The sequence below is a fragment of the Bifidobacterium tibiigranuli genome, assembly GCF_022655035.1.
Taxonomy (GTDB): domain Bacteria; phylum Actinomycetota; class Actinomycetes; order Actinomycetales; family Bifidobacteriaceae; genus Bifidobacterium; species Bifidobacterium tibiigranuli_A.
On record NZ_JALCUA010000006.1, the window covers coordinates 101,979 to 116,127 of the forward strand.

At 65.2% G+C, this 14,149-nt stretch carries 3 protein-coding genes; all 3 read right to left on the bottom strand.

From position 1 onward, the window contains the following. Positions 1-736 precede the first annotated feature (736 nt). The gene (locus tag LKK40_RS07535) at positions 737-10,252 is read right to left on the bottom strand and encodes a type I polyketide synthase (protein WP_304310105.1); all 9,516 of its coding nucleotides are present in this window, start codon (positions 10,250-10,252) and stop codon (positions 737-739) included. A gap of 125 nt (positions 10,253-10,377) precedes the next feature. Continuing rightward, on the bottom strand, positions 10,378-11,946 hold the full coding sequence (locus LKK40_RS07540) for an acyl-CoA carboxylase subunit beta (RefSeq protein WP_434735102.1): 1,569 nt from the start codon (positions 11,944-11,946) through the stop codon (positions 10,378-10,380). A gap of 35 nt (positions 11,947-11,981) precedes the next feature. Then, entirely contained in the window at positions 11,982-13,880 is a 1,899-nt protein-coding gene (locus LKK40_RS07545) for a biotin carboxylase N-terminal domain-containing protein (RefSeq protein ID WP_304310107.1), read from the bottom strand. Positions 13,881-14,149 lie beyond the last annotated feature (269 nt).

The following is a 14,149-nucleotide window of genomic DNA, read 5'->3' on the forward strand; positions in this document are numbered from 1 at the left end:
CCCGCCCCGCATCGCCTACTCCTATTCTTACGGAAAACGGCGGACGGCTTTTTGTTCATTAGGCCCTCGCAAAGTAAACACCGAATCCGGCGTAGAGCATTTTGGCGGAATAACACCGTTTCCAAGAATCGACTCAGAGCCATTTCAGCCCATCCAAGCGTGCAATCTACGCAAAAGCACCTAATGAATTCCCCACAGCAGCTGTAAACCCTCATCGGAGGCTACAAAGTCCACCCTGAATCAGCTACTCGTGAACACGAACCGTCACAAATCCCGCATCAACTCGACCCTTACGCGGGAATTGCGACGTCTGAAGGCCGTTATATGACACAATTCCCGCACCTAGTCGACCTTAGTGCGGACGGAGGCGTTAAGCGCAGAACCCAGTGGGTTCTGCGTAGCCGACGCCGAGGGCCCGCCAAGGGCCCGAGGTAACAACGGAGTTCACCCTGAATCATTTACTCGTGAGCACGAACCGTCACAACCCCCGCATTACTACGAGGCTTGTGCGGGAATTGCGACGTCTGAAGACGGTTATATGACACAACTCCCGCACAAGGGTCAAACTTGTGCGGGAGTTGTGATGTATCATGACGCTAAATCACACCTCGAAATAACCGGAAGCACCCAGACGTGCATCCGCTGAGCCGTTAAGCGGAGAGCTCGGCGGGCTCTCCGTAGGCGAGGTGAGCAGCCGCTAAGGCTGCGAAGGAATCCCGACGAACCTCAATATCCTCTATGCCTCGAAATACCCCGAGGCACCGAGCCGCGCATCGGGATTCAGCAGCATAGCCTTCTCGACCTCATGGGCGTCGTAGCTGCGCGAATCCTCATGGAAGCGGCGGTTGTCGATCGGCTCGTAGAGCGCTGCGCGGCCCATCATGCCTTCTTCGAGGTGGCGCTGGCCAGCGGCGAGGCGCTCGTTGGCGCGGTTGCGCCACGCTTCGAGAACCTCGGTACCGGCGGTGTTTGCCACGGCGGCTTCGAAGGCGCCCGGGTTCACGATGGCCGTGAATCCGCTGACGTGGCCGAAGCCGAGCGAAGTAGCCAGGCCGGCTTTGACCTTGCCGACCTCAAGCGGCTGCTTGAGCCAGACCAGGTGGTCGTCGCGCTTGAGCTTGGGGTCGACGCAGTCCAGCGAGGCGTTCGCGGGGATGCGGCCGGAGGTGAACAGCTGCGTCAGGCCATTGACCTGGAAGATGCAGGCACCGCCCTTGGCGTGGCCAGTGAGCGACTTCTGCGAAATCACGAACAGCGGGTTGCCCTCGGAGCGCCCGATCGCGTGCGCGATGGTGTTGTGCAGCTCGGACTCGTTGGGGTCGTTGGCATTCGTGGAAGTGTCGTGCTTGGAGACCACGGCGATATCGTCCGGAGTCACGCCCAGCTTCGCCAGATCGTGCACGAGCTTGGAGTCCGTGCCGCCCTGCGCCGCCGCGAGCGCGCCGAGGCCGGGGGCCGGAATCGAGGTGTGCGCACCATCCGCATAGCTGTGGATGAAGCCGACCACGCCGGCGACCGGCAGACCGAGCTTCAACGCGATATCGCCGCGCGTGAGCAGAATCGTGCCGCCGCCCTGGGACTCCAAGAAGCCGCCGCGACGACGGTCATTGGCCCGCGAGAAGAAGCGCGGCTCGATGCCCTTGTCGTACATCTCCTGCGAGTTGGCGGTCGCGTTCATGTTGCCGAAGCCGATCACCGATTCCACGCCGATGTCGTCAATCGCGCCGGTGACCACGAAGTCGGCCTTGCCAAGCGCGATCTTGTCGGCGCCTTCCTCAAGCGACACCGCAGCGGTGGCGCAGGCGGAAACCGGCTGGATCATATTGCCGTAGCCGCCGATGTAGGACTGCATGACGTGAGCCGCAACCACGTTCGGCAGCGCCTCCTGCAGGATGTCGGTCGGAATCTCATGGTTGAGGAAGCGGTCGAGGTACAGCTTGCGCATCGAGCTCATGCCGCCGAATCCGGTGCCCTGCGTCGAGGCGACCATTGAGGGGTGAATCGACTGCAGTATCTCGACCGGGCTGAAGCCTGCGGACAGGTAGGCGTCGACCGTGGTGACGATATTCCACAGCGCGATCTGATCCACATCGCCCACCATCGAAGCGGGGATGCCCCACTTGAGCGGGTCGAAGCCCTTGGGGAACTGGCCGCCGACTGTGCGGCTCATCGTGGCGCGGCGCGGCACGCGGATCATCGACCCGGCGTGGCGCGTCACCACCCATTCGCCGGATTCCTCATCCTGTGCGACGGTGGTATGCGCCTCGTCAAGCTTGACGTACTCATCAGCGACATCCTTGGTCGGCACGGAGAATTCGACATCGTGGTCGAGGAAGACCTCGGCCTCCTCCTCGTCGGCGCCGTCCTTGTAGTCGCTGCCCATGCCTTCATCGAAGGGGCGAATGCCGGAGCGGGCCACGACTTCGTCATGGTAGCGCTCGGCGATATCCTCCTCAGGCACGAGATTGCCGTCGGCGTCGTACCAGCCCGGAGCCGGGCTGTCCTGCCAGGTGACCAGGCCCATATTCCACGCCAGTTCGAGCACCGCGCCGGCCGAGAGCTCGACCGAGCCATCAGGGCGAATGCCCATCTCGGCCTCGAAGCGCGTGCGGCCGGAGCCCCAGGGGCCAAGCTCGCCGACCGAAACGATGACGATCTCATCCTCGGGCTTCGCGCTGACGCCCTGCCAGTCAGCCAAGTCGACGGGTGCCTGATGGCGGATGTGCGGGGTGGGGAGGGCCTTGAGGGTTGTGGCTGCGGAGCCAGCAATAGCGGATGTTTCAGGGTGATCTCCGTTGTTACCTCGGCCCCTTAGCGGGGCCTCGGCGTCGCCTACGGAGAGCCCACTGGGCTCTCCGCTTAACAGTTCCGCATCTTTCTCCGCTTCGTCACGCAGCGCCTTGATATCAATCGGCGTCGAGCCAAGCCCACCGGTCAGGTCGGCGTCAAGCGGCGCGATGACCGCCTGCTCGCGGGCCTGCTTCGTGGCCATATCGAGCAGCTGCACCGCAATCTCCTCGGTCGAATAGGTGCGCAGACCGTGCTTTTCGACGACGGCGACCAGCGGATCGTTGCCGCCCATAAGCCCGGTGCCTCGCACCCAGCCGATCTTCGGATGGGCGAAGGTGACGCGGTCGGACCAGTCCTGCTCGGCATGCGCGCGGGTGACGATGGCATCGAAGGCGCTCTTGACCTCGCCGTACGCGCCGTCGCCGCCGAATACGCCACGGTTCGGCGAGCCGGGCAGCACCACATGCAGCTTGTGCTGCACGTCGGTGTCCGCGCCAATCGCGCTGAAACCGGCGATGGCACGCTCCACGCCCCACAGCATCAGGCGGGACTGCGATTCGAACAGCTCGCCCGAATCGGCCATGGTGCCGTGCACCGGAGGAGCCGCGAAGGGGAAGAACAGCGTCGGCTCGTAGGCGGGCTTGAGAATCGTGGTGGTGGCACCGGTCGTCTTTTTGGACACCGAGCCGACCCACTGCACGAGCGCATCGACATCGCGGTAGCTCGACAGGTTCGCGGGAACCAGCCAGAGCTTGGCGTTGCCGACCGCATGGTTGCGGTACGTGCGCTTGGCCCATTCCTTCGTTGCCGTGGTGAAGCTGTGCGAGGTCGCAATAACCGTCGCGCCGCCAGCCAGCAGGCCGTTGACGACCTGCGCGCCAATCGAATTCGCGGCGACGCCAGTGACGATAGCCACATCGTTGGCGAAGCGAGAAGACTGCGGATCTTCGGCGAGCGGCTCAAGCGCCTGCTCGGCGATACGCGCGAAGGTCGCGCTGAGTTCCTCGTTGCCATCGGCCCGGGCCTTGCCGGCGAACCAGCGGGCCTGGGTGCTCACGTCCTGGCCGGCGCCGATGAAGTTCAGCGCGGCGATTGACTGGACATCTCCGCCATTTTTATCGCCGTAGTACAGCCGCGCGAGATCCTCGCGGGCCGAAGCCCAGCGGTCGTCCAGCAGCAGCGCACGACGCTCGTCGAAGCGCGGCTCGACCTGCTTGGGCCAGTCGGCCCCCAGCTCGGCCTCGACGGCGGCGACCACGACAGCATTCGCATCTTCGGAAGGCGCTACGGCCGGAGCGGCGACGCCAAGCTCGTTCAGCACGAACCGTGCCGTGGCGGCGAGCACGCCGTCAGAGCCGGTGACCTTCTGCGCGAAGGCGTCCAGCGCTGCGGAATCCACAACCGCGCCGCCTGCGGCACCGCCCGCATTGGGCAGGCCGACCGTGATGCCCCGGGCTTGCGCCACATGCTGCACGGCGGCATCGATCAGCGAGTTCGCCGCGTTGGCGTTCGCCGCCGGATCGGTGCCCAAGGACGCGAGCTCGCCGCCACGGGCGGAAGCGCCTTCGCGGGTCTCCAGCACCAGCGCGGAGACGACATGCGAAGCCCAGCCAGCGCCGAGCTGCCACGTATCGGTCACGCGCTTCTCGATCTGCGTGAGCTTCACGCCCGAAGCGCCGAAGAGCCCGCGCACGCGGTCGCGCACGATATCGGAAAGCACCGGGCCGAAGGCCTTGTAGTTCGGCGCGACCTTGTTGACCAGGGCGCTCAGGGCCGGAATCGCCGCCTCGGCGGCACCGTCCACGCTCGCCACGCCAAGCTCGGAGCTGATATCCATGAGCAGCTGGTTGCGGCGGGACGAGACGCCATTGGTCAGCGTGTCGGTCGTGTCCACATCGCCGATCTGATCGGGGCGGACCTTGGCCGCGTACGCCAGCAGCGTGGCGATGGCGTCCGAAGCCTTGTACGCGATATCAGCCGGGCGTTCACCGGAGGTGGCGACCGGGACGGATGGAGCGGCAGCAGGTTGGGCAGATGCGGCAGCTTCTGCGGAAACCGGAGCAGCAGCCGGGGTCGGTGCACTTGCCGTAGCTTGAGCAGTCTGCGGAGTTGGAGCCGAAGCAGCAGAATCACTGCTATCAGTGGGCTGAATCGCTGGATCCGTATCCGTCATATACACACGGCTCTCGTCGCGGCCGAGGTTGTATACGGTGACCTTGCGGCCGGAGAAGTCGGGCAGCCTGAGCGTCTTCGCGCCCAGGTTCGCCAGCGTCGGGGCATTGCCCAGGCCCACTTCGACGTACTCTTCGACGCCAAGCCCGCCCTGCGACGGCTCGCCGAACATGAGCGCCTGCGTTTCGATCCAGCGCACCGGGGAGGCGAACTGCCACGAGAGCAGTTCGGTGAGCAGCAGACGGCCGAGCTTCTGCTCGTCGGCGGCATAGGAATCCCAGACCGCCGGGTCGTCCAGCGCCTCCTTGATGCGGGCGGAAGGCACCACTTCGAGGATCTTCGCGGCGAATTCGCGGGTCATCGCGAAGGGCGCGGCCACGAGGTTCGGGATATAGCGGCCGACCAGGCGATCGTAGTCGATATGCTGCGGCAGCAGCTCGTCGAGCTTGTCGCGGAACTCCGGCACGCCCTTGCGCAGCAGCGTGGAGTGGAACGGCACGTCGATGCCCGGCACGAGCATGAACGCCGGCTTGCCGCCAGCTTCCTTCGCGCGGCGGTTGCTGTCGGCCTTGAGATACTTGAGGCCCTTGATGGTGCCCGCGATGGCGTACTGCTGCCCGGCGAGGTTGTAGTTGACGATCTCGAGGAATTCGCCGCATTCGGCGGACACCTGCTCGACATAGGCCTTGATCTGATCATCGCCCACACCGAACTGGTTTGGCCGCAGCGCGCCCATGCGATAGTTCGAGCGGCCCTGCGCGTCGCGCTCGATGAGATGGTGCATCGTGGAGCCGCGGTGGAACACGAGTTCCAGCACGGTTTCCAGCGGGATGATGCCCGCGAAGGAGCTCAGCGCATTGTATTCGCCCAGCGAATGGCCGGCGAAGTACGCAGGCCAGATATCTGAGCCGGACTCGCGCAAGCGCGAAGTCTGCGCGAAGGCCACGGTGGCGAGCGCCACCTGGGTGAACTGGGTGAGGTTGAGCAGGCCGTCGGGGTGGCGGTAGGTCACGCCGTTGGCGGTCAGCTCGGTCGGGTTGTCGCGTACGACGGCGAGGATCGAGAACCCGAGGCGATCGCGGGTGAGTTTGTCGGCCCGCTCCCAGGTCTCACGCGCAGCGGCGGACTGGGCGCGTTCGCCCAAGACCATGCCCTGCTGCTGGATGCCCTGGCCGGGGTAGACGAAGGCGGATTTCGGCGCATGCGCGACGGCTGTGCCGCGCGAGACGATCTGGCCGTCGATGCGGCAGGTCACCTCAAGCACCAGCCCGCCGTGGCGCAGCTTGCCTACGCGCTCGACGCTGATCTCCACGGCGTCGTCCAGCTGGACCATGCCGTACATGTTGTAGGTCCATCCGGCGATCTCGTAATGCACGCCCTTGTCGTCCGCGGCCTGCGCCACATGCTGGGCGGTGCCCGAAAGCCACATGCCGTGCACCAGCGGCGCGGTGAGCCCGGAGACCGCAGCCCCGCGATGCGAAGTGTGAATCGGGTTGAAATCGCCCGAAGTGCGGGCGAAGGCCGTCATCTCGTGCGGCGCGGTCACCGTGACGCGGCGCAGCATACGGCGCGGAGTGTTGATGACCAAGCTGTTATCAGCACCGTCTTCGTTGTCATCGTCATCGAAAGGCGTACCCTTGCCGTTGGAGCTGCCCCGGAACGAAAGATAGTCGCCGTATTCGGGTGCCTCGGGCGGCAGCGCCTGCGAGTAGGAGCGGCCGCGGATGGCGAAGCGCTCGACCTCATGCGCCAGCACGGTGCCGTCAGGCGCGGTGTGGGTCACATGGATGATCACCACGCGCCCGGAAGCGGATTCGAGGTAGTCCTCGGCCCAGCTGGTCAGCGCGATGCGCTCGCCGGTGTGGGCCAGCAGCTCGGCTTCGGTCACGTCCAGCTCGATCAGGTGGTCAAGGTGAACCGCGTTGAGCAGCCCTTCGATCACCGGGAAGCCGTGGACGTACACCGATCCGAGCGCCGTGTAGATGGCCGGCCAGGCCGGTCCGACCAGCGCGTCGGGCACGATGCGCGAGGCCAGCAGCGAGCCGGGCAGGGTTCCTGCGGTCGCCGCCTCATGGTCGAAGCCGAGGTTGGGAGATAAGGTGTAGCCGGTATGGGCCAGCCCGAAGGGGTAGGACTTTTTGTCGTCCACGATTTCGACGGTCGGCATCGCAGCGAGCTTGTCGCCGGTGATGGCGGTGTTGCCGATGCCGGCGGTGTCGGCGAGCATCGCGTAGACGTGCTGCGGCAGACGCTCGCGGTCCACGACCGGGAAGCGGCCAGGCTTGGCGGCGTCGACGGCCAGCGGAATCACGATGTCGCGCACAGCGTGCTTGGACGTGCCGCCGTCAGGATCGTTGTCCCAGAAGGTGTCGAGGTGGATGTCCAGATCGAAGAGCGCATTGCCGTCGCGGCTTCCCGTCGCGGTGATCTCGTAGTGCGGGTCGCCCAGCGCGGTGCCGAAGGCCGGGTTGGCCATGAGGTGGCCGACCCAGGAGATGTTCGGGCTGCGGCGGATGAACTCCTCGGCGCTTGCGGCGGCGCTCAGCTGCGCGAAGGCCTGCTCCGGCTCGGCAGCAGCCTCAGATTCGCTCGTCTCAAGGGCGCGCGTGCGCTCGATGGCGGCCTGCTCGAAGCGGGAGAGGATATCGCCCACCGGCTCATCCACGCTCGTGATGCCGGCGACCGAAATCGGCCCCGGGATGGCGCGCACGGAATCGGCGGAATAGCGCGGATCCTCGGACTGCCACAGCTGATCCTGGCCCCACCAGCGCAGCAGATCGTTGTCGATGGCCGGCACGAAGGGCATGGGCTTGGGGTATTCGCGCACTAGCGAGATGAACCAGGCCACATCGTTGGGGATCACCTTGATCTCCTTGGCCTGTGGGTAGGCTTCGACCAGCGTTGCAATGGCCGCGTACGGGTCGGATTCCACCGAAGCGCGGGAGGAGAAGAGCGAATCGAACTCGCCGGACTCCTGATCGCGCACGCGGGCCTCGATGCGCTGCAGCAGGTGCAGGAAGCGGTCGGCGTACGTGTCGTCGGCCCACGGGAAGGAGAGCCGTGCGAAGCGCTCGGCCCACTGGGCGTAAGTCATCGCGTCCACATCGCCGAAGTACGGGCGGGAGGTGGTGTTGAGCATTTCGATGATTTCGTCGCGGCGGGTGAGCAGTTCCTCCGGGTGCTTCATCACGCGCACGAGCAGCCGCCCGCAGCGCGAGGAGGAATTCTCAAGCTCGTAAATATCGGCATGCAGGTGGCTCAGGCCCGAGGAGACCCCACCCACTGCCTTGCCGCTCGGCACCCACTTCTCGCCGATCGGCGCGAAGGGGTCCTCGTCGGCCGGCGCCTGCACGATGCCGGGGGTTTCGACCAGCAGCCGTTTGACTTCGGGGCTGGTGTAAGCCTCTTTGGCGGTCATCGCGGCGGTGCCGATCATCACGGCGTCCACCGGCATATCCGGCAGATCGTAAACCTGCGCCCACTGGCCGGAGATGTAGTCCGCGGCGCGACCGGGCGTGCCAATGCCGCCGCCGGCGACCAGCACGAGGTTATCGCAGGCGCGCACGTCGGCGTACGTGTTAATAAGCAGATCGTCCAGCGATTCCCACGAATGGTGCCCGCCCGCAGCGCCGCCTTCGACCTGCGCGATGATCTTCGTCGGCGCGACGGCCTTGGCGATGCGCACCACCTGGCGAATCTGGTCGACGGTGCCCGGCTTGAACGCCACGTAGGGGAAGCCGTCGGCGTTCAGCGTGGCGACGAGCTCCTTGGCTTCGTCAAGCTCGGGGATGCCCGCCGAGACGACCACGCCGTCGATCGGGGTTCCTGAGGCGCGCTTCTTGGGCACGATGCGCTGGGTGCCGAACTGCAGGTTCCACAGGTAGCGGTCCATGAACATCGCGTTGAATTCGATGGTGGCGCCCTCGTCAAGCTCCTGCTCAAGCTTGGTCACATGACGGTCGAAGACCTCGGCGGTCACTTGGCCGCCGCCAGCCAGCTCGGCCCAGTAGCCGGCGTTGGCCGCAGCCGCGACGATTTCAGGCTCCACGGTGGTCGGGGTCATGCCGGCGAGCAGCACCGGCGGCTTGCCGGTCAGCTCGCTGAATTTGGTGCGGATGCGGTCGCCGGAGGGCGTGCGAATCGCCTTGGGGGCGAAGGCCGTCCAGTCCTGCGTGCGGCCCGGCTCGCCTTCCATAGTCGAAAGCGCGGCGCGATCGGCTCCGCTGGCGGCTTCGACCACGCCGACGCCAGTGCCCTGCACCAGCGCGCCGACGAGCTTGCCGACAGTCGTGCCGGGGCCGAGATCGACGATCCACAGCTTGGCCGGGTCAGTCGAGGCGAGCAGTTCGTGCACGCGCGCGGCCCAATCCACATGGTTGACCAGCACTTCTTCGGCGAGCGCACGGGAGCGCGATTCGTCCAGTCCACTGGCTGCAGCCCAAGCCACGGTCTGCTCGACGGCCTGCGCCATGAGCGACGAGTGGAAGGGCACGGTGACATCAAGATATTCGAGCACCGGCGCGAACACCGAGCCGCCGCGCACCTTCTCCTCGCGCAACTTGGCCTGATGCTTGTGTTCCTTCTCGGTTTCCACTGCGAAGGCGGCCAGATCCTCCGGGTAGCCGGAGAGCACATGCTGGTTCGCCGAATTGGTGACGGCAATCGAAATCGGGCCGCGCGGCTTGTTCACGCGGGAAATCAGCGTTTCGACCTGCAGCTGGGTCGCGCCGCGCACCGACAGCATCGGCGTCGCCTCGCCGCTTTTGGGGCGCAGCGCGAGCATGCGGGCCTGGCGCGTGCCGGCCACGCCGATCAGCTGCGCGATGGCGAGAATCTGGTCGATGTCATCCTGCGCGGCCTCGATGGAGCCGGCGTCGACGATGGCCTGCACCATGTGCTCGGCGATGACGCCCTGCGAATGGCCCAGCACGGCAATCGGCTTGGCCGCAATCACGTCATAGCCCAGGCTTGCGGCGTCAATCAATGCGCCCAATTGCGTCAGCGCGATGCCCGGCACGCTGGCCGCAGCATCGGCTCCCGCTCCGAGCGAGGCAGTGTTCGCCTCGAATCCGAAGAGATCGACCGGCCCGCCGGTTGTGGCGAGCAGCTCGGGGTTGACGCTCACCAGCAGCCGGTTGGCCGCATCGGCGTGCGCGTGCAGCGTGGCGGCAAGGGTGGGGTCGTTGCTCTGGTCGGCGAGCGCTGCGGTCCAAGGGGTCGATTGGCCGCCGAAGGCGAGCGCATGCGGCTCGCTGGACAGGCGGTTGAGGAAGAACGTGGTGTCGGTCATGACATTCCTTAATGGTTGGTTCTGATGAGTTGCGTTTCGTGGTTGCGTGGTTGCGATGGCTGGGTTATCAGCGGGGGCTGCGTTTTCAGCGGTTGCGCTATCGTGCGAGTCCGTCATATCGTCCGTCATAGCGGCTGGTTGCCGTGGTGCTTGCCGGTGCGGCTCACGCGCTTCTTGTTGGCCAGCAGCCGCAGCGATTCGGCGATAGCCTCGCGCGTCTGCTCCGGGTCGATCATCGCGTCGATCTGCCCGGTTTCGAGTGACAGATTCGCGTTGACCGTCGTGCTCTCATATTCCCCGATGAGCTGCGAACGCAGCGCGTCCACATCCTGCCCGCGCTCCTTGGCCTTCTGCAAGTCCTTGCGGTGGATGATGTTGACGGCGCCTTGCGCGCCGAGCACGGCTATCTGGCTGGTGGGCCAGGCGTAGTTCACGTCCGCGCCGATGGCCTTGGAGCCCATGACGATGTACGCGCCGCCGAATGCCTTGCGCAGGATAACCGTAATAAGCGGCACCTGGGCGTTGGCGTACGCATAGATGACCTTGGCGCCGCGCCGGATGATGCCCGCATGCTCCTGGTCGGAGCCGGGCTTGTAGCCGGGCGTGTCCACCAGCGTGATCACCGGCAGGTTGAAGGCGTCGCACAGGCGCACGAATCGGGCGATCTTCTCGGAGGATTCGACGTCGAGGATGCCGGCCAGCACATTGGGCTGGTTCGCCACAACGCCGACCGGGCGGCCTTCGATGCAGGCGAAGCCGACCACGGCGCAGGGCGAGTAGAGCTCCTGCACCTGCACGAATTCGCCGTAGTCCACAATGCAGCGGATCACTTCGAGCACATCGTAGGGCTGGCGGTCGTTATCCGGAATGATGGTGCCCAGTCGCTGCGCGATGTCGCGGTCCGACCTGGTGGCGGAGTAGGCGAAGCGCGGCGCAGGGCTTTGCGAGCTGGACGGCAGGTAGGCCAGCACGGTTCTCGTGTAGTCGATGGCATCGGCCTCATCCTCGCCGAGGTAATGCGCCACGCCGGAGGTGGCGTTGTGCACGTAGCCGCCGCCGAGCGCCTCCATGCTGATCGCTTCGCCGGTCGCCGCCTTGACGACGTCGGGGCCGGTGACGAACATATTCGAATTCTCGCGCGTCATGATGATGAAGTCGGTGAGCGCCGGGCAATACACCGCGCCGCCCGCGCACGGCCCCAGAATCACCGAGATCTGCGGAATGAAGCCGCTGGCCTCGCAGGTCTTCTGGAAGATTCTGCCGTACTGGGTCAGTGCGGCGACGCCTTCCTGTATGCGCGCACCGCCGGAGTCGATAAGCGCCACGACCGGCACCTTGATCGACATCGCCATATCCATGAGGTGGCAAATCTTCTCGCCCTCAGCCTGGCCGAGCGTGCCGCCCTTGACCGAGAAATCCTGCGCGTAGACGGCCACTTTGCGGCCGTAGACCTCGCCGAAGCCCGTGATGACGGCGCATCCGGCGCGGTCGCCGTTGATGTCGCCGCCCGAGAAGCGGCCGATCTCCTGGAAGGAGCCGGTGTCGAAGAGCAGATCGAGGCGTTCGCGGGCCGTGCGCTTGCCTTTGCCGTGCTGGCGGGTGCGGGCGGCGTTCTCGGCGTCACGCGCAAGCTGCGCGGCGTGGGCGATGGCCGGGCGGATGGGCTGCGACTCGATGGGTGCGCTGCTCTCCATGGCCTTCTTGACGTCCGGGGCGTTCATGATATCGGTCATTGCTTGCCTCCTTCGCTCGCGGTGGATGTATCGGTGCTGCTGCCTGTGTTGCCGCTGCCGTCAGTGCCGCCATCCCCGTCCACATCAAGCGTGATGAGGGTGTCCCCCGCCTCCACACCGGAGGACGGCCCGACGAATATCTTGGTGACGGTGCCGGCGTCGGGCGCGTAGACGTAGTTCTCCATCTTCATGGATTCGAGCACGATGAGCAGATCGCCTTTGGCCACACTCTGGCCTTCGGCGACGTTCACGCGGGTGATGACCGCCTGCATCGGGGAGATGATGACGCCGGGCTTCTGATCGGCGGCCTTGCCGCTTTCCACGACGTGCAATCCCTGACCGCGCAACGGCTGGGAGGCTCGCTTGGCACCGCGGGCGCGCGCTGCGCCGGTGAATGCGTTGACGATATCCACCGGAACCTTGAGCGTCACCCGCTTGTCATTCATCTCGATGGTGAAGGATTCGGTCGCCACGCTCTGCGGCTGCTCGTCTTCGCCGCTCCCGCTCAGGGATGCCGGCTGGCCGCTCGCCAGCGTGGACGGCTCGCGGTTGAGATACTCGCGTTCCAGCCATTTGGTCGACACGTCGAAATCGTGCCCTTCGGCGGTGAACACCGGATCGTTGAAGATCTGCTCGTACAAGCTCGCCGGAGTCGGCACGCCTTCGATTTTTAGCTCGGCCAAGGCGCGACGGGCGCGCGCGACGGCGGAAAGGCGGTCCTGCGCGGTGACGACGAGCTTGCCCATCATCGAATCGAACTTCGGCGAGACCGTGTCGCCCTCCTCGACGCCTGAATCGACGCGGATGCCCGGGCCGGAAGGCCAGCGGATTGCGCTGAGCGTACCCGAGCTCGGGGTGAGATTCGTGGCAGGGTCCTCGCAGGTGATGCGCAGCTCGAAGCTGTGGCCGCGCGTTTCCTTGACTTCATGGAGTTCGCCGCCGTTGGCGATGGTGATCTGCTCACGCACCAAGTCGAGCCCGCACACCTCTTCGCTGACCGTGTGCTCAACCTGCAGGCGCGGGTTGACTTCCAGGAAGTAGACCTTGTGCTGGCCGGTGACCATGAACTCGCAGGTGCCCAGACCTTGATAATCAACGGATTCGAAGAGATTGCGCGAGTAGCGATGCAGCTGCTCGTTCGCGTCTTCGGACAGGAACGGCGCCGGAGCCTCCTCGATGAGCTTCTGGTTGCGCCGCTGCACGGAGCAGTCGCGGGTGGAATACACGGTGAAGTTGCCGTGGCTGTCGCGCCCGCACTGGGTTTCTACGTGGCGCGCCTTGTCGATGAAGCGCTCGACGAAGTACTCGTTCAGGTCCCCGCCCTGCAGCGAGTCATGGCTCATATAGAAGCTGCGCAGCTCGTCGTCGTCATGCACCAGCACGATGCCGCGCCCGCCGCCGCCGTCCGTGCGCTTCATCATCAGCGGGTAGCCGTGCGTGTGCGCGAATTCGAGCAGCGTTCGGATGTCGCTCACCGGGTCGGAGATGCCTGGGACTGGCGGCACCTTGGCGCGCTTGGCGACGCGCCGGGCGGTGATCTTGTCGCCCAAATCGGTCAGCGCCTCAGGCGACGGCCCGATCCAGATGGCACCGGCGTCAATCACTTTCTGGGCGAAGGAGGCCACTTCGGAGAGGAAGCCGTAGCCGGGGTGGACGGCGTCCGCGCCGCTACGACGCAGCACGTCAATCATCAGCTCTTCGTTGAGATAGGTGTCGCGATACGTGTCGCCGGGAAGCAGATACGCCTCGTCAGCCATCTCGACGTACTGCGCGTTGCGGTCCTGCTCGGCATAGACGGCCACAGTGGAAATGCCCATTTCGCGCGCGGTGCGCACGACTCTCAGAGCGATTTCACCACGATTGGCCACCAGTATTGTGTTGACGTTTTTGACCATACGTTCTAACGTAACTCGCGCGCATGGCCTTTAGCCAGCTTTGACGATACAAAACGGCGCGAGCGTCTTTGTGGAATCATACAAACGACTGATGCGGCGACGCGCCTGCGAAGCCACGGTTATGAGGCCATACCTACGCTGACATGGGGGCTCACAGCGACGTAACACTGGTGCCATAGCTTGGTATCGCAATGATATCCATACCCCACTGCGGTATCAGACACAGACCTGGCGTCCGCGCATTCGCACAAAAGGAGCGAGCGACTTTT